Consider the following 25,722-nt stretch of genomic DNA (forward strand, 5'->3'; position numbering starts at 1 on the left):
GAGAACGGTTTGGTGATAGCCGAGGAAACCACACCGGCTAACGAAAGTGACATCAAACATTTGGAAAAGCCATTAGAAAAAGCTAAACTTCCACAAGGTACACCTGTTTATGCCGACAAGGGTTATGATTCCACAGCAAACAAGGATGTACTTAAACGTATGAAGCTCAAGAGTCGTATCATGCACAAAGGAGTAAGGGGACGTAAGCTAACGGAAAGAGAGCAGCGTGTTAATGTAGCCATCAGCAAGACACGGTACAAAGTGGAACGTACCTTTGGATCTATTCACAGATGGTTTCATGGTGGGATAGCCAGATATGTAGGTTTAGCTAAGACTCACGCACAACACATCATGGAGGCTATTGCCTACAATTTATATCGAACTCCGGGGATAATTGTGTCTAATTCTCTCAAATAAGGGGAGAGTATGAGATGAAATAGAGCATATACAGCCTAAAAATCAAAAATATAGACTGAAGGTGAGCCAATAGTGCTCAAAAACAAGAATGATAGAGAATGGGGTAAGGTTTTGCAGAGGTCTCGAACTTCTATTCCATATATAGTCACCACGGTGTATATATATGGTTACCACGCTGGCAATATATGGCTACCACGCTGGCAATATATGGCTATCATGCTGGCAATATATAGCCATCATGTCGGTAATATATGTACACTATGAGAAGAATCTTCTTCTCTCCTATTCTCTCTGTTTCGGCAAATATCTAAAAATATTATCTTGCGGTGTGAGGAAACAAAATAAAAAAACTTTCTTCTTTTTCCCGGAAAGATGAAAAAGAAGAAAGTTTAAGAATGGATGGATAGAATTCGCTATTACCTGCTTTTAAGAATCTCCTCACAAAGCAAGTGACTGCGAATCATCATTCGAGGAATGTGAAAAGGCCCTTTGAAAATATTCCCTTTAGCAGGTTGCGCTACCGAACCGTCGCGATGAAGATATCCATACCACTCTCCATATTCCTTATCGGGGAAATGCGCATAAGTCCATTCACTAATTTGTTTATGCATTTCAAGGTACTTCTCATCGCAGGTCATTTTATAGGCGTAAAGAGTAGCGATGATAGCTTCGGTTTGCGGCCACCAAAATTTCATATCCTGCGAATAGTCTTGCGGAGGAAAGTTGCGGCAATCGCGGAAATTGATGATTCCGCCAAACTCTTTGTCCCATCCCCACTCCCATGACCAGTCGAGAATTTGGAGAGCCAACTGCATAAGCTCGTTGTCATCGTTCCGATAACGCGCTTCTTCCATAATAAACCATGCTGTTTCAATGCAGTGTCCCGGATTGATCACACGTCCGTTGCAAGTATCGATAAGTTCGCCCTGCGGTCCGACCATCTCAAGTAAGGCTTTAAACTCCGGATGAATGAAATATTTCCTCAATGCCGCAATCGATTCATCAATCTGCCTGTCCAACACCGGGTCGCTAATAACCTCACGAATGCGGGCAGCCGTATTAATCAGAATCATGGTAATAGAATGTCCGCGAGCCTCTAATGCCGGAAGATATTTAGGTTCCAGAAGTCCCGGAGTATTCAGAAAGTATTGTGTACGCTTAAATATTTCCAAAGCTCTCTCCGCATATATTTTCTCTCCCGTCGCCGCAGCGTATTCTGCCAGGGCAATGGCGGCAAATCCTTCGGAAAAGACATAGCGGCGTTTACGTAACGGGCGCCCGTCTTCGGTCACTTCGAAAAACATATGCCCGTCTTTGTCAAAACAATGGGTTTCAAGAAAGTCGATGCAACTCTTCGACGCCTCCAACCATTCGGGGTTCTTCTCAATATGATTGTAAGCATAAGCCGATATAAAGCCGAAACGGCCTTGGAACCATACAGATTTGGTAGTATCCATCAAAGTTCCGTCTCTATCGACACAAGTATACACACCGCCATGCTTACGGTCGAGACCGTTCTTAAGCCAGAACGGCATAATGTTATTTACCAAGTCATCTTTATAAGATGCAGACCATGATGTCAAGTATTCAGTCACGTTCATACACTTGATACTTAAAATTTATTGCATCGGTCGAAAAATCCGATAGCCTCCAACTCCAATTTCATTTGTCGCTCTTCTTCGTCGGTCATATTCTGGAAAGGAGTACGGTTTTTTCCCAAATCCAAACCTATTAATTTCATAATGCGTTTTCCGCCCACAATATTTCCCCGGAAATGGCAGATCACATTAATCACTTTCTGAGAGAAGTTCTGACGTTCGCGGGCCAATTCCAGATCGCCCTTCTCCCACGCTTCGATAATGCCTACCAACTCGCGACCATTGTAATTGGTTGTTCCGCCGATGCCTCCACGAGCTCCACCCATAGCGAGACATGGAAGAATTGTTTCGTCCTGCCCGTGCAGCATATCATATTTTCCATCCTTATACAAACGGCACTGATTATACTCATACATGCTTTCGAATGTGTATTTAATTCCTGCAAAATTCGGCACACGCCCGTCTACCGCTTCAAGCAATTTCACCATCGGCAAGAAAGCGCCGTTGAAAGCCGGTATATGATAATAATAAAAAGGAAGATTCGGAGCACCCGAAGCTATTTCTTCAATATATTTCACCAGCTCTTCAACACGTCCGATTTTAGGGAATGGAGGAGCCATGGCGCCAATGCCCCAAGCGCCGATTTTTTGCGCGTGTTCCGCCAACATCCGACTTGCTTTCACACAACAGCTTCCCACATGCACTATTACTTTAAAACCTTCGGGAGCAACAGAGATCCAGCGTTCGGCCAACTTCATTCTCTCTTCTTCGGTCAACATATACCCTTCACCCGACGAACCATTGATGAAAACTCCTTGCAGTCCGTTCTTTACTAACATTTTAGCATATCTTTCAATCGGTTCAAGATTCACTTCACCATTCTCGTAAAAAGGAGTGAACGGTGCATCGATAAGTCCAATAATTCGTTCCATAACCATACTATTTTTTTAACGTTATTATAAGTATTCAATCTTCCATATTATCCGTAGTGGGACGTAAAAAATAAATTTGCAATGCCAAAGCTACAGCTACCACTACACTCAACAGGGCAAATCCCAAACCTAAGTTACCTCCATCTGTCCATTTGCCCAATACTTCTGTCACCGCAGCTCCGGCAAAGACTCCCGTCATATTCATAATTCCATAAGCGGTTGCCCGATGCTTGGTCGATACAAACTGACAAAGAATAGGCATATTGTTAGCATCAAAAATACCAAATCCAATGCCAAAGAGCAAACCTGCACCGATCACACTGACAAAACTATGCCCAAAACCAAGTAGGAGTAAAGCCGGTATCGTCATACCCAAGCCGATAGCGCCGGTATAAACACGTCCACGAATATTTCTTTGCACCCAGCGGTCGGAAAGAATACCTCCTGATATCACACCGATAAAACAAGAAAGTGCGATGGTAATCGTAGAGATAGGTCCGGCCTCAGACATCGGGATTCCCAAACTGCTGGAGAATAAAGTAGGAAGCCAGTTTTTAGTAGCCCATCCCGGCAGACTCGGAGCTGCAAAATAAAACAGAATGATCCAGAATGCCCAATTAGAGAAGAGAAGAGACAGCCCTCCGAATAAAGAAGCTTTTTTCTTACCCGGTATATCAGACTGCTTTTGGGCCGTATTATGTATCCGGTTCTCATGTAGAAAGAATATCAAAACAAGAGAATAAAAAACTCCTACTACACCAAACCAATGAAAAGTAGCCTGCCACGAAAAAGCAGCGGCGGCCGTTGCTCCAAAACCTCCGATGGCTTGTCCGGCATAAAGCCCTGTCATATGCACTCCTACGGCCAAAGAGCGAGACTTTCCTTGGTGCCAATCCGCAATTAACGACAAACCTGCCGGAATATATAATGCTTCACTTATCCCCATTATGGCACGAAGCCAATACAACTCCCGGAAACTTTCGGCATATCCCATTAAAAAAGTAACAGCCGACCACACAAACAAACTTCCTATTACCAGCCATTTACGACTGACCCGATCGGCAATCATTCCTGCAACAGGACTCATAAACCCATAAATCCATAGAAAAACAGCCATTAAGGCTCCAAAAGCCTCAGCTTTATTTAATTCAACAATATCAGCCTTCATAGCCTCCTGCATGGTAGAAAGCATCTGACGATCCATATAATTAAGTAATGCCACTCCCCATAACAAACCAACTACTATCCAAGGATAAATATTTTTGTTTTTCATAAAAAAGATAATTTTATATTATGCAACTAAAAGTCTTGCAAACATAGAACTTTTTTCATCTACGCACAAGAGTTTAATAAAATATTTACCTATTAGCACCTCATTTAATTAAAAAGAAGAAGAATGATAATCCAAAGCGAATAGAGCAAGGCTGCAAAAGATAGTAAAAACTGTCAGTATGAAATATAATACCTTATTCAATATAATATCTCCATTGAGCACAAAAACACCCGCTATAAAACATAAGTAAATTCAAGAAAAAGCCGAAAATAGAAAATTATCTTATTTTATTTACAGTAAAATCGATTATAAAATTAGTATATTTGCGTTTATTAATATAAGAATTACTCAGAATATGAAACTGCATCTGCTAAAAGAAATAGAACTTGGCACCAAAAACGCCCTCCAAAAGAAAAAGATTATCAAGCATTATATATACAACGGAAGTTCTACCCTTACAGACTTGGCGCGGGAAATGGATTTAAGTGTTCCGACGGTTACCAAATTCATCAGCGAAATGTGCGAAGAGGGTTATATTAACGATTATGGGAAATTAGAAACAAGCGGAGGCAGACATCCAAGCTTATATGGTCTCAATCCGGAGTCAGGTTATTTCGTAGGCGTGGATATCAAACAATTCTCCATTAATATCGGATTGATGAACTTCAAAGGAGATATGGTAGAACTTGAAATGAATATTCCTCATAAGTTTGAAAACACACCGGATGCTCTTGATGCGCTTTGTAAACACATAATCTCTTTCATAGAAAAAATCAACATCAATCCGGAAAAGATACTCAACATTAATATAAATATATCCGGAAGAGTAAACCCCGAGTCGGGATATAGCTTCAGCCTGTTCAATTTTGAGGAACGACCATTAGCAGAGATCCTTACTGAAAAAATAGGGTATAACGTAAGTATCGATAACGACACACGAGCCATGACATACGGAGAATTTCTAAAAGGATGTGTAAAAGGAGAAAAAGATATCATATTCGTCAATGTAAGCTGGGGACTTGGGATCGGCATTATTATCGATGGTAAAATATACACCGGAAAATCGGGATTCTCAGGAGAATTCGGACATACCAATGTGTTCGACAATGAGATTATCTGTCATTGCGGGAAAAAGGGATGCTTGGAAACAGAGACTTCCGGCTCCGCTTTACACCGCATATTGATAGAGCGCGTTCAAAAAGGTGAAAATTCCATCCTATCCAAACGGATTACGATGAAAGACAATCCGCTGACTCTCGACGAGATTATCTCGGCAGTAAACAAAGAGGATGTGCTCTGTATCGAAATAATAGAAGAAATTGGACAAAAATTAGGTAAACAGATTGCGGGACTTATCAATATATTCAACCCCGAATTGGTGATAATCGGAGGAACACTTTCCATGACAGGAGATTATTTAACCCAGCCTATCAAAACAGCAGTCCGCAAATATTCTCTCAATTTAGTCAACAAAGACTCAGTCATCCTTACTTCTAAACTAAAAGACAGAGCAGGCATCATAGGGGCGTGTATGTTAGCGCGTAGCAGAATGTTTGAAAACTGAAAGAAGTCGAAAAGACAAGCAATAAACAAAGCGGTTTATGACAAAGGAGGGCGGAAAAACCTCCGAGGCCTATTATTTTAAACTTTGCATGCAAAAAGATTCAAAATCCTTTTGTTTTTTCAAATAAATCTGTAATTTTGCACGCCGTAAACGAAAGGAAACGCCGATATAGCTCAGTTGGTAGAGCAACGCATTCGTAACGCGTAGGTCACCAGTTCAAGTCTGGTTATCGGCTCCATAAAAAAGAGATAAGAAACAAAGGTTACACAACCATCTTTCTTATCTCTTTTTTTATAGAAGCAAGTCGAAAGCCATTCAAACAATACAAAAATATCGTAATGCACAATGCATCCAAAATCAGAGTCCGAACGTGCGAAAGGACATTTTTAGGATTAGTGTAATACCATATAAGAAAAGAGCCGTGCCATCATTTTGGCACAGCTCCTTTTTATCATCAATCAAACTTCTTAAATACAAAGAAAGATGATTTTATTGCTTACAAAACTATTTATTTTTGAGCTTCCTTGATAGTACAAATACTTACGCGATTCCAATCTGGTTCAGAGAACATATCACCCACACCTTGTCCTTCAGCGGTGATACGATCAGCAGAAATCTTATATCTCTTTATCAAAGTATTCTTAACAACTTCGGCACGTTGTCTAGCAATTCTGTCATTTACCTCCTGGCTACCTTCTGGAGATGCATATCCCTTGATAACTACTTTAGATTCGGGATATTTATTCAAATATACAGCAATACGCTCTACATTAGGAAGCTGAGAAGCGTCAATCGTAGTTCTGCCCTGACGGAACGTAACAACAGACTCCAACATGTGAGATTTCTCAGTAACAGTCTGAACGATCGGCTTTTTATTGCGACATTCTTCTAATTGCTGCTGCAATTCACCCACTCTGCGATTGGCTTCTACCAACGAAGCTTCCGCGTCTTGAGCCTGACCACGCAATTCATTCACTCTTGCGTTCAATCCGTCTACTTCAGCTTGATCGTAAGCCCTTCCGAATGACATGTGATGTTCGCCATTGCTTCCCTTGAAATGATAAACCAAACCCGCCAAAATTTCGACTGTTGCATTATTAGCATTATACTTTAATGCAGGCATCATGTGATTACCCCCCAAAGCATAGACCAATGCAGGTTTCAAAGCCAATGTCCAAGCTTTTCTTTCACCCAAATTAAAGTTGAAATTCAAACCTAATTTAGAAGTCAAGAAGTTGCGGCTTTCTAAAACATCTCCATAAAAACGCAACCAACCGGCACCGGCAACAGCTTCCATTTCAAAACAACGAGGAGCGCCTTGATATGCACCAAACAAGTTATTCAAGTTCACCCTACCCAATAAACTTACATTTGAATTGTCAAATGCTGTGCGACTTTCTGTAGTATTGATATACCCCATACCTTCGATGGTAAATCCAACAATCGGAGTCAATTGCTTACCGATTTCAACACCTACTGCAGGACGCATGTTTTTAAAAAACGCGCTGTGAGTAAGAGGAGTTACCCCACCGGCATTCAAGCCTACAGACCAATTATCAAAAACTTTACTGCCTTGCAATAAATTCTGGCTTGAAGCAGATAAAGCGACTAAGCCAAACATAGCGAAAATAAAAATCTTCTTCATAAAAATACTTTTTTTAAAAGTTACAATATATTCAACAATCAAATTAAAAAAAAGTTCTGTTATATTACATTTAAGCGAAAAGAAAAAGCGAACATTCCATATAAATAAATGTTTTAAAAGAAGAACTTAAACTTTTCATACGGCCATACAGTCTGTGAAGATAGTGGGCCGTTTTTCGTATTGTTCCCGAATCCAAACCGTATCCGTATAAGTTACATCTTAAAAATCACGATTACACAGAATCATATCCTGCACCATATTACAAGATTTACCGATTGAAGAAAACCGATGGGGGAAATTATAAATTTAACTATAGGAATCATATTTTTAAAAGCCAAAGAAAGCTCCATCATAATTTTATTCACTTTATTGTTAAGGCAAGAGGTTGATAAACAAATCAAGAATAACTAATCTTTAGAAAAGTGGCTCTCATCACTTTCAATGATTATTCAATTAACTGATCAACTTTATATAATCAAATAAAAAGACAATCAAAACAACCGAGAAGCCATCTCCAGTTATTTATCGTGAGACAAAGATATGAAAAAAAATACGAAATAACAAAAATCACTTTTCACAAACCATTCTATTTAATTTCTTTCTATCTTTGAACCGAATAAAAGATGAACCAATCTGTTATGAAAAAAAAGAAAATTATATTCCGGATTTTGACGGGAATCATTTTACTTAGCATTATAAGTGGGGGAATAGCATATTATTATTTATTCTACCCCCAATTTCATCCGCCTAAAACTGTATATATATATGTAGACCGAGATGACACAGCGGACTCCATATATAATAAGGTGAAAAAAATTGGGTATGCGGGCAACCTTATAGGATTCAAATGGTTGAGCCGATACAAAAAACCTGCCTTCGAAATTCATACCGGACGCTATGCGATTCGTCCGAAAGACAATGCATATCATGTTTTCAGCCGCTTATATCGAGGCTATCAGGAACCTGTGAATCTGACAATCGGAAGTGTCAGAACGTTGGACAGATTAGCCGGAAGCGTAGGCAAGCAACTAATGATAGACTCTGCGGAAATTGCCAGGCAAATGTTCGATCCCACTTTTCTCATTCAAATAGGATATACCAACGCAACTTTGCCTTGTCTTTTTATTCCTGACACCTATCAAGTATATTGGAACATGAGCGTAGAGGAGTTCTTCAAGCGCATGCAAAAAGAGCATGAACGCTTTTGGAATGACAAACGATTGGCTCAGGCTTCCGCTCTTGGAATGGCCCCCATAGAAATCTGTACATTGGCCTCGATTGTTGAAGAAGAAACAAATAATAACGAAGAGAAAACGATGGTAGCAGGACTGTATATGAACCGTCTGCATATGAATATGCCGTTACAAGCCGATCCGACTGTCAAATTCGCTTTGCAGGACTTTGCTTTGCGGCGTATCAGTAATGAAAATCTTCAGATAGACTCCCCATACAACACTTATATAAACACGGGGCTTCCACCCGGACCGATCCGTATTGCTACCAAGAAAGGAATTGAAAGTGTGCTCAACTATACAAAGCATGATTATATTTATATGTGCGCTAAAGAAGATTTTTCGGGAACACACAATTTCGCTTCCAATTATGCCGACCACATGATAAATGCAAGGAAATATTGGAAAGCGTTGAACGAAAGAAAGATTTTCAAATAACCTTATAATAAAGAAAACAGAAAACTTTATCTTTGTGGGATTAAACAGTGAACTGTGAATAACACTAAAAAACCTTAGAAGAAATGAGCAAACAACTCTTACTTGGCGATGAAGCCATTGCACAGGCGGCATTAGATGCCGGACTTTCGGGTGTATATGCTTATCCCGGAACCCCTTCTACAGAAATTACAGAGTATATTCAGGCGGCTCCCATCACTGCCGAACGACAGATACACAGTCGTTGGTGTACGAATGAGAAGACGGCAATGGAAGCTGCGCTCGGAATGTCGTTTGTCGGCAAAAGAGCTTTGGTGTGCATGAAACATGTAGGCATGAACGTAGCAGCCGACTGTTTCGTCAACTCGGCCGTTACGGGAATAAAAGGAGGATTGATCGTAGTAGCAGCCGATGATCCCAGCATGCACTCTTCGCAAAACGAACAAGACAGCCGGTTCTACGGAGACTTTTCACTCGTTCCGATGTATGAACCGAGCAGCCAACAGGAAGCTTACGACATGGTATACCATGGATTCGAATTTTCCGAAAAGACAGGAGAACCCTTATTGCTACGTATCGTAACACGTCTGGCACATTCCCGTTCGGGAGTGGAACCCAAAGAGCAAAAACCTCAGAATGAACTTTCTTTCAGTGACGATCCCCGACAGTTTATCTTGCTTCCGGGTATTGCGCGCAAGCGCTACAAAGCGTTGCTTGCCCGTCAGGAAGATTTCATCAAAGCTTCCGAGGAGTCACCTTACAATAAATACATCGACGGTCCTAATAAAAAGATGGGCATTATTGCTTGCGGCATCGGCTACAACTACCTGATGGAGAATTTCCCCGACGGATGTGAATATCCGGTACTTAAGATCGGACAGTATCCGTTGCCCAAGAAACAACTTCTCCGGTTGGTAGAATCTTGCGAAGAGATACTGGTGCTGGAAGACGGACAACCCTTTGTAGAAAAGCAGCTGAAAGGTTATTTAGGACTGGGCATCAACGTAAAAGGACGTTTAGACGGAACTCTTTCACAGGACGGAGAATTGAATCCGGATTCTGTTGCGCGTGCCGTAGGCAAAGAAAACAAGTCGATGTTCGGCGTGCCTGCCATTGTCGAAATGCGTCCGCCCGCTCTCTGTCAGGGATGCGGCCATCGCGACATGTATACCACTCTGACCGAAGTGCTCAGAGAAGAGTATCCTACCCACAAAGTATTCAGTGATATCGGATGCTATACATTGGGTTCCAACGCTCCTTTCAATGCCATCGACTCATGTGTGGACATGGGAGCGTCTATCACCATGGCGAAGGGAGCAGCCGATGGAGGACTTCATCCGGCGGTAGCCGTGATTGGAGATTCCACTTTTACCCATTCCGGAATGACCGGCTTGCTCGACTGTGTGAACGCGAACGCGAATGTAACCATCGTTATATCCGATAACGAAACGACAGCGATGACCGGCGGACAAGACTCTGCCGGGACGGGGCGCATAGAAGCTATCTGCGAAGGCTTGGGAGTATCTCCTTCACACATTCGCGTAGTGGTTCCGCTGAAAAAGAATTACGAAGAAATGAAGCAGGTCATACGCGAAGAAATCGAATACCGCGGCGTATCTGTCATCATCCCCCGCAGAGAATGTATCCAAACATTATCACGTAAAAAAAGGAGCAAATAAATCATGAAGAAAGACATTATATTGGCAGGAGTCGGCGGACAAGGAATTTTGTCCATCGCCACAGTGATCGGCAAAGCAGCGCTGAAAGAAGGTCTGTATATGAAACAGGCGGAAGTGCATGGCATGAGCCAGCGTGGCGGAGATGTTCAGTCGAATCTTCGCATCAGCGACCGCCCCATTGCCTCCGATTTGATTCCTTCAGGCAAATGTGATATCATTATCTCGCTGGAACCGATGGAGGGCTTGCGCTACCTCCCTTATCTCAGTCCCGAAGGATGGCTGGTGACCAACGATACTCCGTTTATCAACATCCCCCACTATCCCGAAGAGCATGTGTTGATGGCGGAAATCGATAAGCTTCCGCATAAAATTGTGCTGAATGTAGACAAAATAGCCAAGGAAACCGGTTCTGCACGAGTGGCGAACATCGTATTGTTGGGAGCCACCATTCCTTTCCTCGGCATCGACTACCGGAAAGTGCAAGAAAGTATTCGTGAAATCTTCCAACGGAAAGGGGAAGAAATCGTTGAAATGAACCTGAAAGCATTGGCTGCCGGTAAAGAAATGGCGGAAAAGCTGATGTAATAAACAACAACGATGGATAGAAAATACTGGGAAGAAGAAATAGAAACAATGAGCCGTGAAAAGTTGCACGAGCTGCAACTGCAACGGCTCAAGAAAACGATTCTCATCGCGTCGAACGCGCCTTATTATAAGAAAGTATTCCTTCAACACGGAATTACCGCCGACAGCATACAGTCGCCGGAAGATATTCGCAAACTCCCTTTTACTACCAAAGCGGACATGCGTGACCATTATCCTTTCGGGCTGGTGGCTGGCAATATGGAAGAAGACGGTGTACGCATTCATTCCTCCAGCGGAACAACCGGCAACCCGACAGTGATCGTTCATTCGCAACATGATCTCGATTCATGGGCAAATTTGGTTGCCCGTTGTTTATATATGGTAGGCATACGCAAAACCGATGTTTTCCAAAACAGCTCCGGCTACGGAATGTTTACGGGAGGACTCGGATTTCAGTACGGCGCGGAACGTCTCGGATGTCTGACGGTTCCGGCAGCAGCGGGGAACAGTAAACGGCAGATTAAATTCATCAACGATTTCCATACCACTGTTTTACATGCCATCCCCAGCTACGCCATCCGTCTCGCCGAAGTCTTTCAGGAAGAGGGCATAGATCCTAGAAAGAGCAGTCTTAAAACGTTGGTAATCGGCGCGGAACCGCATACAAACGAGCAACGCCGCAAAATAGAACAAATACTCGGTGTGAAAGCATACAATAGCTTCGGAATGACAGAGATGAACGGACCGGGTGTAGCCTTCGAATGTCAGGAGCAAAACGGAATGCATTTCTGGGAAGACTGTTATCTGGTGGAAATTATCGATCCCGAAACCGGAGACCCCGTTCCCGAAGGAGAAATAGGGGAACTGGTACTGACTACGCTCAATCGCGAAATGATGCCGCTTATCCGATATCGCACCCGCGACTTGACCCGTATTCTCCCCGGCAAATGTCCGTGTGGGCGTACGCATCTCCGCATCGACCGCATCAAGGGACGGAGCGATGATATGTTTATCATTAAAGGAGTGAACATCTTCCCCATGCAGGTAGAGAAAATTCTGGTACGTTTCCCCGCATTGGGGAGCAACTACCTTATCACGTTGCAAACGGTGAACCATCAAGACGAAATGGTGGTGGAAGTGGAGTTGAGCGACCTTTGTACCGACAATTATATAGAGTTGGAAAAAACACGCAAAGAAATCGCCCGCCGGTTGAAAGATGAAATCCTCGTTACTCCCAAAGTAAAACTGGTAAAGAAAGGCTCTTTACCGCAGAGCGAAGGAAAAGCCGTGCGAGTAAAAGACATAAGGAACAATCAATAACCACAAATAAATAACATATAAGATGCAATTATTGAAAAAGAGAATTCTGCAAGACGGGAAATGCTACGAAGGAGGAATCCTGAAAGTGGACAGTTTTATTAATCACCAGATGGATCCGGTCTTGATGAAATCGATAGGTGTAGAGTTTGTCCGCCGTTTTGCGGCAACCAATGTCAACAAGATTATGACTATCGAAGCGAGTGGAATCGCTCCGGCTATCATGACGGGCTATTTGATGGACCTGCCGGTTGTTTTTGCGAAAAAGAAATCTCCTAAAACAATACAGAATGTACTGAGTACGACTGTACACTCTTTCACGAAGGACAGAGATTATGAAGTCGTTATCAGCGCCGACTTTTTGACTCCCGACGACAACATTCTTTTCGTAGACGATTTTCTGGCTTATGGCAATGCCGCCTTAGGAGTCATCGATTTAGTGAAACAGGCGGGCGCCAATCTTGTCGGAATGGGGTTCATCATTGAGAAATCTTTCCAAGACGGACGAAGGATTCTGGAAGAGCAGGGCGTACGTGTAGAAAGTCTGGCTATCATCGAAGATTTATCGAATTGCTGTATTAAAATCAAGGAATAAAAGCCGGTTGTCTGTTGGCATGATAGGATGGAAAAACAAAGCATTCGCTTTAATTATTCACAACGGGAGCGGAAAGCTTTGGTTTCCTTTCAAAGAATACAGAAGAAGTTTTTTCATTCATTTTCTTTATTGAAAAAGATATCGCATTGTTTGATTTCATTCACGCACCGCCTTTGAAAAAAACATCACAGTGTTTGATTTCAATCACGCACGGCCTTTGAAAAAAACATCACAGTGTTTGATTTCATTCACGCAGCGCCTTTGAAAAAAACATCACAGTGTTTGATTTCAATCACGCACCGCCTTTGAAAAAAACATCACAGTGTTTGATTTCAATCACGCACCGCCTTTTTTTAAAGGCCTCAATCTATAAAAAAGAGCGATAACCAAATATGAAATCCTAAAGCAAAAAGAGTAATGATCCGCAGCACATCATTCTTTTCTATGTGAAACGAAAAGCCGCTTCAGCCGATATTTGCTCGCTGAAGCGGCTTTTCCCTATTGTTTTGTTTATAGTCGCGGCTTCGGGAGGTCCCACGAAAGGAGCCGTCACACCGCTTTCATAAACCTATCGTTACACTCTCAATCGAGGTTGTCCGGCAACATGAGGGACATTATTCGAGATTACCCCGTATGGAGAGAATGGTCCGGTTGGGGTTGTTCGACCACATGAGGGATATTATTCCGCAGTTTCCGAGCGGGAGGTGATGGTCACCGTTCCTTTCTTCAGTCCCTTTCCTGCGGCTTCCAATATTATCTCGCCTTCCTTCTCGGAGGAAGAAACCACGGCGGTCATCATTCCGTTGAAAACCTTCATCCTCGGTTGCTGGAACGACTCCAAAGAGGTGGGGTCGCCATTGGCCCCGGCACGGTAACTGCCGGCTCCTTTCACTTTAAAGCTGATGGAATGCGATGCCGTCGGGCAGAGATTTCCGTCTTTATCCACCACCTTCACCGTAACGAACGAAAGGTCTTTACCGTCCGCTTTGATGACCGAACGGTCGGCGGTCAGTTCGATACGATGGGGCCTGCCTGCCGTACGAAGTTCTTTCTCCGCCACTGCTTTTCCCTGCCCGTCGTATGCCACCACCTTTACGGTTCCCGGTTCGTATTTCGTATCCATCCACATCAACCGGTAGCGCGTTTGCCGCTTGAGATTCATCATCGACACCGAGTCGGCGCTGTTTTCAAGCGTCACCGTCAGGTCTTTGGTACGCTTGCCTTGGCTCTTTCCGTTGATAAACAGCTCTGCCGAAGGATAGTTGGTGTAGACAAACACAGGCGTCACCTCTCCTTCGCGCCCCTCCCAGTTCCAGTGAGGCAGAATGTGCAAAGTCTCCTTCTCTTTGTTCCAATGGCTGCGGTAGAGGTAGTAGCGGTCCTTCGGCAAGCCTGCAAGGTCGATGATACCGAAGAGCGACGAATGGCTGGGCCAGTCGCTGTAGTAAGGGGTAGGCTCTCCCAGATAGTCGAAGCCCGTCCACACGAACTCACCGATGCAATACGGCAGATCCTCGTGTTGCATGAAGTCGTCTTCCGGAAGATTAGACCATGAGCAATGTTCCACATCGTAAGAAGAAGACTGATGATCGTCGTATTTCTTCATCCACCGGCGGGCGACGGGGAATTTATATACTCCGCGCGAACTTACCGTCGAAGCCGTTTCGCTGCCCAAAATGATTTGCTGCGGGAGTTTGCGGTAGTTTTCACGATACTTGTGCGGGCGATAGTTGAACCCTGCCACATCCATCACCGCCGCCATATTATTGTTGACCACGGCATCGGGAGCGTCCATGCCTTGTGTCACAGGGCGCGTGGGATCTTCCCGGTGGCAGATATCCTGCAGGAAGCGCGAAAGTTTGGGACCACGCTCGCCATTCCACTGATCGGGCACTTCGTTGCCGATACACCACATCACCACGCTCGGATTGTTGCGATAATGATGCAACAGATTCACCAAATCCTTTTCCGCCCACTCGTCGAAAATCTTATGATAGCCGTTCTCCACTTTTCTGGCTTTCCATTCGTCGAAAGATTCCGGCATGAGCATCATTCCCATTTCATCGCATGCCTTTACCAATTCCGGCGCAGGCATATTGTGAGACGTGCGAATGGCATTGCAGCCCATGTCTTTCAATATGCGAACCTGCCGGCGGATGGCCGCATCGTTCACGGCAGCTCCCAACGGACCGAGGTCGTGATGGTTGCACACGCCTTTGAACACCGTTTTCTTCCCGTTCAGGAAGAAACCTTTTCCGGGAACAATCTCGATGGAACGGATGCCGAACACCGTGGTGTATTCGTCTTTCTGCACATTCCCCTCGTAGACTTTCGAAACCGCCGTATAAAGCGCCGGCGTATCGGGGCTCCACAACACGGGGTTCTCCACCGTAAAATCCTGAACAAAGAGAGCGCCGTCGAACCGGTTGCCCCGCTTCTCGTCCGTCGCCACCGTCTTCCCCGCCTTGTCGCGCAGTTCCGTCACAATGCGGTAAGCAGATATTTCCTTGCCTTCAGGCAGATTCAATTTCGTACGCAGATTTACCTTGGCAAACCGTTCATTTACCACGGGAGTCGTCAGCTGCGTTCCCCACACGGGCACATGCGCGTCTTCCGTCACCAGCAGGCGAACGTTCCGGTACAGGCCCGCTCCGGGATACCAGCGCGAAGATTCGGGCTGATTCTCCAGACGCACTGCCAAAGAGTTCACCGCTCCTTCTTTCAGGTAAGGCGTCACATCCAGCCAGAACGAGTTGTAGCCATACGGCCAGTAGCCCGCCTCCTGCCCGTTCACATATACGCGCGCATGACTCATGGCGCCGTCGAACATCAGCACCGCCCTCTTTCCTTCCGCGAAAGCGGGAGCCTCGAACGCCAGACGATACCAGCCCACGCCCACGAAAGGCAGTCCGCCCGTACGCCCGGCATGCTCCATCGCCTCCTTCTGACCGTCCTGAACGATGGCCACATTCTGCTTATCGTTGTTCACACCGAACGGCCCGTAAATAGCCCAATCGTGAGGAACGCTCACCGGTTGCCAGCGCGCATCGTCGTAACCGGGCTTCACAAAGTCCCGGTTGTCCTCGCGCGTAAACCTCCATCCCTTCTCCAATGTATAGGATGTGCGCACCTGCGCAGAAAGCACAGAAAGAGAAGAGAGCGCGATACATCCTATCAGATTCCTGATTCTTAAAGTATTCATATCATCCGTATTTCTTATTTGATTACTATTTCATCCGTAAAAACCCAACCGCCGTACTTCTTTCCGGGGCGCGCCGTATAGCGCACATACCTTCCTTTGGCGGTTCCTTCCCATCCGACGGTACGAAACCCGATCGCTTTTTCCTTGTCCGTTTCATCCCTTTGCACGTGCAACGGAACGAAGACCGAACCATCCGAAGAGATGGAGACAGAAACCTCCCCGGGCAGGAACACTTCCGCTCCGGCCACCTGCATAAAGTCGGCGGATATGGAGCGCACCTCCGTTTCCTTCCCCAGATCAACGGTCACATCCAATCCGTGGCGTGAGATGAATCCCTGCCACGCTCCGTCTCCATACGTCCAATCGCCGCGAATGCCATCCGTCAGGGCACTCTCTCCCTGTGCGGGATACGCCGTGCTGTAAGGCGCATGGTAAGTCACTTTCTTTCCAAGCGCCAGATGATCGACCGCTTCTCCGGATTCCGGGCGGCTGCCGACCTCACCCGCCGGATCGAAAGGATGATACCCTTTCGACTTCAGATGCGCCACCGCCTTCGGGACACGCTTATGGAAATCTTCCCACGCCCTGTTCTCCGGAGCCGACCATGCCACCTCCGACAATGCCAGTATGCGCGGATAAATCATATACTCGGCATGTTCGGGCGTAGCGATGTACTCCGTCCAGAGGTTAGCCTGCACCCCCCTGATCCGCTGCGCCTGTCCGGCAGGCAAGTCATCGGGAACGGGACGGTAGGCATACACCTTCTTCAACGGAAGATACCCGCCGATAGCTTCAGGCTGCGAGTATGGGGCGTCCTGATAACTATCGAAGTAGCAATAAGCACCGGGAATCATCACAGCGTCGTGCCCCGCACGAACCGCCTCCAAGCCTCCTTTCTCTCCGCGCCACGACATCACAGTGGAGCGGGGAGCCGGCCCTCCTTCCAGAATCTCATCCCATCCCAGCAGTTTGCGTCCGTTGGCATGCAGAAAATTCTCTATCCGCCGAATCAGATAGCTCTGTAATTCGTCCACATGCGAAAGGTGCTCCTCCTCCATCCTCCGGCTGCATTTCGGACAAGTGCGCCATGCCGCCTTACCCGCTTCATCACCTCCGACATGGATATACTCGGATGGGAAAAGCTCTATGACCTCCTTCAGCACATCCTCCAAAAAGGTGAAAGTCTCTTCATTGCCCACACAGAAGTCGGCATTCTTATAAGGTTTTCCCGCACAGGAGAGTTGCGGATAGACAGCCAGCACTTCTTCCGAATGTCCCGGCATCTCTATTTCGGGAATCACCGTGACGTGATGACGGCGCGCATACTCCACAATCTCACGGATATCCTCCTGCGTGTAAAAGCCTCCGTAAGCTCCGGGATCGTCGAAGCGGGCATACCTTCGGTCTCCGTTCCACCATTTTTTCCAGTTAGCCTCCGTGCGCCAGGCCGCCCGTTCCGTAAGCAAAGGATACTTCTTTATTTCGATGCGCCACCCTGCCGCATCCGTCAGATGCAGATGCAGGCGGTTGATCTTATAGAACGCCAAAGCGTCTATCTGCTTCTTCACAAACTCTTTCGTGAAGAAGTGGCGGGACACGTCGAGCATAAATCCGCGGTAAGCGAAGCGGGGAGCATCTTCTATTTCGACCGACGGGACAGCGTATCCGCCTTCCGGCAGAGGCTGTGCCAGTTGCAGAAGAGTTTGAACGGCATAGAACGCGCCGGCTCCCGATGCCGCCCGTATCTTTATCCGCTCCGGAGAAACCGAAAGCGTATAACTCTCGGACGAGGATAGCGACGGATCTCCTTCCGCCGGTTCAATCGACACGATATTCCGTCCGCCGTTCTTCCTCGCTTGCTTCCAGTCCACAGGCAATGCCTTCAGACTGTTTCTCAACAATGCCGCATCTTCCTCCGCAAATCCGGTGTAAAGCCTTACGCCGCCCGAAAGCGGAAAGGAGCCTATCCCCCGCTCCATCTTCAAAGGAGCGGGAATGACAGACTGACACTTTAAGGGATGTGCATACATGCACATCCCCATTATCCACAAGAAAAGATAAACCTGAACGTATCTGTTCTTTATTTCCATCAATCAATCACGATTTCGTCTACAAACAAGAATCCCGGCTTACCTTTTCCGCCGTGCCAGGAAGGTATCGCCTTTTCGGACAAGGCAACCACCCGCACGAACCGGGTTTTGACAGGCGTAAAGGCCAGCTTATGTTCGCATATGCCGTCGTTGTCCGATTGCTTCATCGCGGGATACTCTTCGGAGGCCACCTTCGTAAAACTCTTACCATCGTCGGAAACTTCCACCGCAAGTCCTCTGGCATCGAACACCCAGTCGCCTTTCGCCGCAAAGGCAGCGATCGAAACACTTGAGATTTCTGTGGGCTGACGCAAGTCGATAGTCATGTCCATATCGTTGTTGCGGAAAGCGATCCAGCGTCCCGTATTGTAGTTGTCGCCGCCTCTCAAACCGTCGACCAGCGAAGGAGCGCCTTTGAACATATACTGCCTGTTGACAGGCTGATTGGCTACAATCGGTTTCATCGAAGCTTTGTTGAAATGAAACTCTTCGGAAACCACACGGCTGTTGCCTGTCGGACGGATGGCAACCGCCATCAGCCGGGTGTCTTCTTTCAACTTCAGCACTCCCTCGTATTTGGGAGAAGAAGCGGTGGGTTCGCTGCCGTCGAGCGTATAATGGATGGGCGCGTTATCGACCGTAACCAATGTCACGTCGAGGGTTCCGTCTTCGGTATTCGGAGTAAACTCCGCCTTTACATCGAACACATGTTTGGCATAGTTGTATTCTTCCGCATCGTACCATTCGATCAGACGGGGCAAACGTGACAGGAAGTCCTCGTAATTCTTCTTATCGGGCATTGTCCACTGCACCTCCGCCAAAGCCGCCCAACGGGGCAATACCATATATTGAGCCTGTTCGAAAGTAGGAATGTACTCTGTCCATAGGTTAGCCTGCACGCCTTTGATGTATTTCTGCTGTTCCGGAGTGAGCGAAGAAGGCATCGGTTCATAGCCGTACACTCTTTCCACAGGCAGATAACCGCCGATAGCCAACGGCTCGTTCTTAGTGTCTTTGCTCTGGTAATAATCGAAATACAAATAGGTGTTGGGCGTCATGATGACATCGTGGTTCTGCTTCGCAGCTTCGATACCGCCTGCCTCTCCGCGCCATGACATCACCGTGGCGTTGGGAGCCAGCCCGCCTTCGAGTATCTCGTCCCAGCCTATAATCTGGCGTCCGTGCTCGTTCAGGAACTTTTCGGCGTGATTGATAACGAAACTTTGCAGACGCTCTTCCTTCGTATGCTCTTTATCCGACTTCAAACCGAGGGCTTTGATACGCGCCTGGCATTTGGGGCATTTCTCCCATTGAGTCTTCGGACATTCGTCGCCGCCCACATGAATGTATTCCGAAGGGAAAATCTCCATCACCTCGGTCAGCACATCGTCGATAAACTCCAGCGTACGGTCGTTGCCCGCACAAAGCACATTGTCGGATACTCCCCACTTCGTCCACACTTCGTACGGACCACCGGTACAGCCTAATTCGGGATAAGCCGCCAGTGCCGCCTGCATGTGACCCGGAAGGTCGATTTCGGGAATAACGGTGATGTAGCGTTCGGCCGCATACTTCACGATTTCTTTCGCTTCTTCCTGCGTATAAAAACCGCCGTGAGGCTTGCCGTCGAATTTGTCGAAGTTCTTGCCCACCATCGTTTCTTTACGAACCGAGCCTATCTCCGTCAGCTTGGGATATTTCTTGATTTCCAGACGCCATCCCTGATCTTCGGTGAGATGCCAGTGTAGGCGGTTCATGTTGTGCAGCACCATCATGTCGATATACGTCTTCACCTCGTCGAGTGTAAAGAAGTGGCGCGCCACATCGAAGTGCGCCCCGCGATAGCTGAAACGGGGATAGTCGTTGATTTCCGCCGCCGGCAAAGAGATTTCGGCATTCATCGCCACAGGCAACGACTTGCGCAACGACTGGATGCCATAGAACACTCCGGCTTCGGTAGGAGCTGCCACAGTGATACCGCTTTCCGCCACGCTCAGCCGGTAGGCTTCGGGATTCTCCGCATCCAAGCCCAGAGTCAGGACGATTGCATGCTTTCCTTCCGTTCCGGCTTCCATCGAAAAGCTCTTGCCTGTGGCTTCTTTCAGGTAACCCGCCAGAAACTCCGCATTGCGTTGCATCTTTTCGTTCCCTTCGGGATAAAGAATCTTCACGCCGCTTTTCAGCACGAACGGATTTCCCTGCGCGGTCGCAATCTCTTGCGGCAAAGGAATGATGCGGTAGTCCGCCTCTTTTTGTACCGACTGGCAAGACACTGCCAAACCTGCAATGGCCAAGCAACCGGTTAGTCTAAGGAGTTGTTTCATAAAATAAAAATTAGTGGTTAATAAATATAAGTATTTCATTTTTTCTTTTCAATAAGGCTTCCCCTGCCGGGACTTCAATCCATCGTTTGACGAAGATGCCTGATGCCGAAGGGCAGCTTCTCTCCTTTCTTGATCCGGGGCGAAGTGATGATTACTTTTTTCCGCTCGCCCGGCAAGAGGTCGAAGAAGTTGTCGCTGAAGCGGGCTCCCTGTATGGGCACTTCTATAAACACATCTTTTGCCAGTTCGGAAGCCGACAAGATGAGCTCGCACTGCCCGTCGGTCCGGCTGCTCCGCACGTCGATCGTTACCGCAGGGAGTTGCAGCTCTTTCGGTTTCCGGAAGAAGTGAACCGTTTCGGCAAGCTGCCTGCCCGCCGCATCCTTCAGGCGGATGTGCAGGAAGGAAGAAGCCGTCTCTTCAGTGCGAAGCAGTTCCGAAAGTTTCGTGCGGTGCACGCATAAGGAAGTATTGGCGGGAAGCTGCAAAGCGCGAAGCGTTGTTTTCCTGCCCACAGTCTTTCCTCCGAACGATTTGGTTTCCATTTCCAGCGTCAGGTTCGTCAGGCTTTCCAAGCGGTCGGATATGAGATAAACGCAAAGGCTGTCGTTCTGTTGGAGCGCATTCACCAGCACCGGTTCGAACGCCCGCTTCGCCTGATAGTGCAAAGCTTTCCAATTACCGTAGTAGTCGATGCCCGACCACGACACGACAGGCCAACTGTCGTTGAGTTGCCAATACAGCGTTCCCATGCAGTAGGGACGGTTGCGGCGGTGGGCTTCGAGTCCGCGACGGATGCCTCTGCCCTGCAACACCAGCCCCACGTACACAAAATCCTCGAACTTATGCGGAACCGCATAGTCGCGTTCCATATAGGTACGGATCAGCGCGTTGCCGATGCTGCTTTTCTGATGGGCGTTCATCACCTCCGATTCGATATGGTAGTCGTCGGGCGAAGCGAAAGCGGCGATGGTTTTCATCTCGGGAAACGATTGAAAGCCGAATTCGCTCATGAAGCGCGGCAAATCGGTGTCGAGCGATTCGAAAGCTTTCCTGCCGTACCACACGCCCCAATTGTGACTGTCGCCTGTTCCCCACGATTCGGGGCGTCCCCAGTTGGCCGCATAGGGAGAGCTGTGCAGATAAAACCGCCCTGCATCGAGCTGCTTCACTTTTTCGGGCAGCAGTTCCCGGAAAAATTTATCGTATCCGTCCCACATCAGTTTGTATGTTTCCGGAGAATATTTCTTTTGAAAGCCCCAGTACTTCAAGGCTTCGAGTATTTCATTGTTGCCGCACCACATGGCCAGCGACGGGTGATTCCGCAAACGGCGTATGTTGTATTCGGCTTCCGCCTCCACCCGTTGCAGGAATGCCGGGTCGGAAGGATAAGGTGTGCAGGCGAACATGAAATCCTGCCAAACGAGGATTCCGTTCTCGTCAGCCAGGTCGTAGAAGCGGTCGTCCTCATACACGCCTCCTCCCCACACGCGAACCATATTCATGTTGGCTTCCTTCATGTCGCGGAAAAGGTTGCGGTAGCGTTCGGCGGTAACGGCGGGAAGCATGGCGTCCTGCGGAATGTAGTTCGCCCCTTTGGCGAACATCGGGATGCCGTTGACTTCGAAATAGAAAGATTCTCCGTGCTTGTCTTTCTCGTTGACCAGCCGCAGGGTACGGAGCCCGATGCGGCGCGACTGCCGGGCTACTTCCTTTCCGCCGCACGATACCGTGGCGGAAAAGTCGTACAGAATGGGATCGCCCCAACCGTTGGGCATCCAACGCGCCGGTGAAAGGATTTCCAGAGGCACTTCAATGCGATTGGTTCCGGGAAGCAGCTTCACCTCCCGGCGTATTTCCCGTATCTCTTCTCCGTTCAAGGCACAGCGAATCTCCACGATGGCATCCTCCGCATGGGGAAGAATGTTTTCCACTTCCAGTTCATTGGATAGTTCCGCCCTTTCGTCTGTCAGCGAAAGTTGCTTCACGTGATAGTCGTTGATGGAGGCCACATCGTAGAAACGGAGCGCAACGGGACGCCATACGCCGCTGGTGACCATGCGGATGCCCCAGTCCCAACCGTAGCTGTACGGAGCTTTTCGCGAAAACACGCTCAGGTGTTTCTCGTGATGATCGTTGTCGGCGGGGTAATTGAATCCGTTGGACTCATACTGCGGCAACGTCTGGCGGATGGGCGAACGGAAACAGATGTGAAGGCGGTTCTCGCCGGCGCGAAGTACGGGCTTTACCGCCGCGGAATAGGCGGTGAACATATTGTCGGCCCGCAAGACGAGCGAACCGTTGAGGTATACGTCGGCATACGTGTCCAACCCTTCGAAAATCAAGCGGGCGTCGTCGCGCTCCAGTTGCTCACCGCTGACGGCAAACACGGTTCGGTACTCCCAGTCTTCGTTCTCCACCCACTGAATCTTCTCTTCGTTGGTACCGTAAAACGGGTTCGGGATCAAGCCGTGGCGCAGCAAATCCTGATGAACGGTACCCGGCACTTCGGCGGGCCGCCACTGCTCCGTGCCCGACCGGCAAAACTCCCAGCCGGTGTTCAGAAGCACGACATCAGAAACATCACGGCTTTGCGCATGCATCATCGTACAACAAAAGAGACCAAACAGTGTTTTCGACATGATTCCGAAGAGCTTTTTCATAATATATACAGTTTTCGGAGTAAAGATAGAACTTTTTCGGTAAAACTCCATACCTATGGAACCGGGGAGCAGCCGTTTTCACAAATTTAAAGCAAATAAAAGAAAAGGGTGCCGACCTCAAACAAAAAGAATAGGAACCGAAGTCGCCCCTACTCGCAAACAAAACAGAGAAAAGTCAACTCCAAGCGCTAACACACAACGTATAACACAACAGACTCTCCGCACACGCTTTATTCCATGCTTGCAGAACAAAAGTTTCATTTCGCCGAAATAAAGATTCTATTCGTACCAAACGAAAGCTCTATTTCGGCGAAGTAAAGGTTCTATTTCCCGCAAACGAAAGCTCTATTTCGGCGAAGTAAAGGTTCTATTTCCCGCAAACGAAAGCTCTATTTCATCGAAGCAAAAGGTTCCCATGTAAGTGCACGGATTCAGTTATTTCCTCATTCATTTATTTAGCCGATTAACGTAACCTCGTTGTCCACACGGATTGAATCAAAGAATCGGCTTTAAAACAATGTTTCATTTGCGAAACAAACCGTATATTTCCTTATATTTGCGCACCGGACAGGAGGGCGACAGAAAAAGCGGAAAACTCTCCGGAAAGCAGAACGATTATGCGATACGACAGGCAAACCATACTCCCCGAAATAGGAAAAACGGGGCAAGAAAAAATCGGAAAAGCGAAAGTGCTCATCGTAGGTGTGGGAGGATTGGGTTCTCCCGTCTCATTATATCTTGCGGGAGCGGGCGTAGGAACCATCGGACTGGCAGACGACGACACAGTCGGCATCAGCAATCTGCAACGCCAGATTCTTTATACGGAAGACGATTTGGAAAAACCGAAAGCGATCTGTGCGGCGGAACGGCTGTCGCGGCTGAACAGCGAATCGGTTTTCCGTCCGCACCCCGTGCGGCTCACACAAGAAAATGCCGAAGAGATGATCCGCCCGTATGACATCGTGGTAGACGGATGCGATAACTTCGCCACCCGCTACCTTATAGACGATGTTTGCAAAAAACAAGGGAAACCGTACGTGTACGGAGCCATTTGCGGGTTCGAAGGGCAGGTTTCGGTATTTCATTACGGAGAGAGAAAAAAGAGCTATCGCGATCTCTACCCCGATGAAGAAGAGATGAGACGCATGCCTACTTCATTCAAAGGGGTGATGGGAGTCACTCCTGCCGTAATAGGAAGCATTGAAGCAAACGAAACGCTGAAGATTATTTGCGGATTCGGAGAAGTGCTGGCGGGCAAGTTATGGACCATCGACCTGCGCACGTTGGAAACTAACAAATTTTCACTATAAACCCTCGTCTTCGAAGCAGTTTATTATTAATTTTGCTAAACAGTATCATTCAACCCGAAAAGATGAAACTAATCGTAGTCACTCCTCCGGCTTTCTTTGTAGAAGAAGATCAGATTCTTACCGCCCTTTTCGAAGAGGGGCTGGACATTCTCCACCTGCGGAAACCCGAAACTCCCGCCATGTATTCGGAACGTTTGCTGACACTGATTCCCGAAAAATACCGCAAGCGCATCGTGACGCACGAGCATTTTTACCTCAAAGAGGAGTTCGGACTGATGGGTATTCACCTGAATAAACGCAATCCAAGCGAGCCTCACGATTACGACGGACATGTCAGTTGTTCGTGCCACTCCATAGAAGAGGTGAAAAACAAGAAGCATTTCTACGACTACGTATTCATGAGCCCCATCTACAATAGCATCTCCAAAGAGAATTACTATTCGGCGTATACTGCCGAAGAATTGCGTAAGGCGCAACGGGAAAGGATTATCGACCCGAAAGTAATGGCATTGGGAGGCATCACTGCCGACAATTTGCTGGAGATAAAAGATTTCGGATTCGGAGGAGCGGTGGTTCTGGGCGATCTTTGGACTAAATTCGACCCTTGCACCGACCGCGATTATATCTCCATAATCCGTCATTTCAAAAGGCTCAGAGACTTGGCGGACTAAGTGGAAGATCAGCTCTGCAAGCCTCTATTGAAAGAAGACATCCGACAGTAAATGCGAAAGAAATTCGGCAGTCGCAAGATTTGTAAGCTCCTCTCATCGCGCTCCCTTATCACATGACGGAACTATCTGCATTTTACGAAGCGTCTTTCAAACGCACTTATCATCGGAGGCATTATTGCATGGCGGAGCC

The 25,722-nt window shown here is 47.2% G+C and carries 17 protein-coding genes and 1 tRNA gene; 10 read left to right on the forward strand and 8 right to left on the reverse strand.

Annotated elements, in window-relative coordinates:
• Positions 1-417 (forward strand): transposase (locus C234_RS0100875; RefSeq protein ID WP_027324204.1); only part of this gene is annotated, 417 nt, incomplete at its 5' end.
• Positions 418-833: 416 nt separating this feature from the next.
• Here C234_RS0100875 and C234_RS0100880 read toward each other — a convergent pair.
• The 3 genes from C234_RS0100880 to C234_RS0100890 are packed head-to-tail and all read right to left on the reverse strand — an operon-like array spanning position 834 to position 4,220.
• Complete coding sequence (locus C234_RS0100880; RefSeq protein ID WP_027324205.1) at positions 834-2,018, reverse strand: AGE family epimerase/isomerase; 1,185 nt, start codon at positions 2,016-2,018, stop codon at positions 834-836.
• A gap of 11 nt (positions 2,019-2,029) precedes the next feature.
• The gene (locus C234_RS0100885) at positions 2,030-2,947 is read right to left on the reverse strand and encodes a dihydrodipicolinate synthase family protein (RefSeq protein WP_027324206.1); all 918 of its coding nucleotides are present in this window, start codon (positions 2,945-2,947) and stop codon (positions 2,030-2,032) included.
• A gap of 34 nt (positions 2,948-2,981) precedes the next feature.
• On the reverse strand, positions 2,982-4,220 hold the full coding sequence (locus C234_RS0100890; protein ID WP_027324207.1) for an MFS transporter: 1,239 nt from the start codon (positions 4,218-4,220) through the stop codon (positions 2,982-2,984).
• A 355-nt stretch (positions 4,221-4,575) separates the two neighbouring features.
• On the opposite strand from C234_RS0100890, the gene C234_RS0100895 reads away from it, so the two are divergent.
• Positions 4,576-5,784, forward strand: coding sequence for an ROK family transcriptional regulator (locus tag C234_RS0100895; RefSeq protein ID WP_027324208.1), 1,209 nt, complete (start codon positions 4,576-4,578; stop codon positions 5,782-5,784).
• A 162-nt stretch (positions 5,785-5,946) separates the two neighbouring features.
• Positions 5,947-6,022: transfer RNA gene (locus C234_RS0100900), tRNA-Thr, on the forward strand.
• Between the two features lie 270 nt (positions 6,023-6,292).
• Here the strand turns inward: C234_RS0100900 and C234_RS0100905 are convergent.
• Entirely contained in the window at positions 6,293-7,429 is a 1,137-nt protein-coding gene (locus tag C234_RS0100905; RefSeq protein WP_034540471.1) for an OmpA family protein, read from the reverse strand.
• Positions 7,430-8,067: 638 nt separating this feature from the next.
• Here C234_RS0100905 and mltG point away from each other — a divergent pair.
• From mltG to xpt, 5 genes are all read left to right on the forward strand, one after another.
• Positions 8,068-9,099: an endolytic transglycosylase MltG gene (mltG, locus tag C234_RS0100915; protein ID WP_027324210.1), complete on the forward strand. Its 1,032-nt coding sequence runs from the start codon at positions 8,068-8,070 to the stop codon at positions 9,097-9,099.
• 83 nt (positions 9,100-9,182) lie between these two features.
• Positions 9,183-10,775 carry a thiamine pyrophosphate-dependent enzyme gene (locus C234_RS0100920; RefSeq protein WP_027324211.1) on the forward strand — a complete coding sequence of 531 codons (1,593 nt, stop codon included), beginning with the start codon at positions 9,183-9,185 and terminating at the stop codon, positions 10,773-10,775.
• A gap of 3 nt (positions 10,776-10,778) precedes the next feature.
• Complete coding sequence (locus tag C234_RS0100925; protein WP_027324212.1) at positions 10,779-11,360, forward strand: indolepyruvate oxidoreductase subunit beta; 582 nt, start codon at positions 10,779-10,781, stop codon at positions 11,358-11,360.
• A gap of 12 nt (positions 11,361-11,372) precedes the next feature.
• Positions 11,373-12,680, forward strand: a complete 1,308-nt coding sequence (locus C234_RS0100930) for a phenylacetate--CoA ligase (protein ID WP_027324213.1) — start codon at positions 11,373-11,375, stop codon at positions 12,678-12,680.
• A 22-nt stretch (positions 12,681-12,702) separates the two neighbouring features.
• Entirely contained in the window at positions 12,703-13,272 is a 570-nt protein-coding gene (xpt, locus tag C234_RS0100935) for a xanthine phosphoribosyltransferase (RefSeq protein WP_027324214.1), read from the forward strand.
• Positions 13,273-13,951: 679 nt separating this feature from the next.
• Here xpt and galB read toward each other — a convergent pair.
• From galB to C234_RS0100960, 4 genes are all read right to left on the reverse strand, one after another.
• Positions 13,952-16,474: a beta-galactosidase GalB gene (gene galB, locus C234_RS0100945; protein ID WP_021646495.1), complete on the reverse strand. Its 2,523-nt coding sequence runs from the start codon at positions 16,472-16,474 to the stop codon at positions 13,952-13,954.
• Between the two features lie 14 nt (positions 16,475-16,488).
• Positions 16,489-18,564: a glycoside hydrolase family 20 protein gene (locus tag C234_RS0100950; protein ID WP_027324216.1), complete on the reverse strand. Its 2,076-nt coding sequence runs from the start codon at positions 18,562-18,564 to the stop codon at positions 16,489-16,491.
• A complete protein-coding gene (locus tag C234_RS0100955) occupies positions 18,564-20,888 on the reverse strand; it encodes a glycoside hydrolase family 20 protein (RefSeq protein ID WP_027324217.1) in 2,325 nt (774 codons plus the stop codon). The genes C234_RS0100950 and C234_RS0100955 overlap by 1 nt, the downstream gene beginning before the upstream one ends.
• A 74-nt stretch (positions 20,889-20,962) precedes the next feature.
• Entirely contained in the window at positions 20,963-23,551 is a 2,589-nt protein-coding gene (locus tag C234_RS0100960; protein ID WP_034536834.1) for a beta-mannosidase, read from the reverse strand.
• Between the two features lie 617 nt (positions 23,552-24,168).
• Here C234_RS0100960 and C234_RS0100965 point away from each other — a divergent pair.
• Both C234_RS0100965 and C234_RS0100970 read left to right on the forward strand, forming a co-directional pair.
• Positions 24,169-24,861 (forward strand): HesA/MoeB/ThiF family protein, encoded by a 693-nt coding sequence (locus C234_RS0100965; protein WP_027324219.1) that lies wholly within the window; start codon positions 24,169-24,171, stop codon positions 24,859-24,861.
• Between the two features lie 62 nt (positions 24,862-24,923).
• Positions 24,924-25,532, forward strand: coding sequence for a thiamine phosphate synthase (locus C234_RS0100970; RefSeq protein ID WP_027324220.1), 609 nt, complete (start codon positions 24,924-24,926; stop codon positions 25,530-25,532).
• The last annotated feature ends 190 nt before the right edge of the window (positions 25,533-25,722 follow it).

It is taken from the genome of Bacteroides pyogenes DSM 20611 = JCM 6294 (genome assembly GCF_000428105.1).
Classification (GTDB): Bacteria; Bacteroidota; Bacteroidia; order Bacteroidales; family Bacteroidaceae; genus Bacteroides; species Bacteroides pyogenes.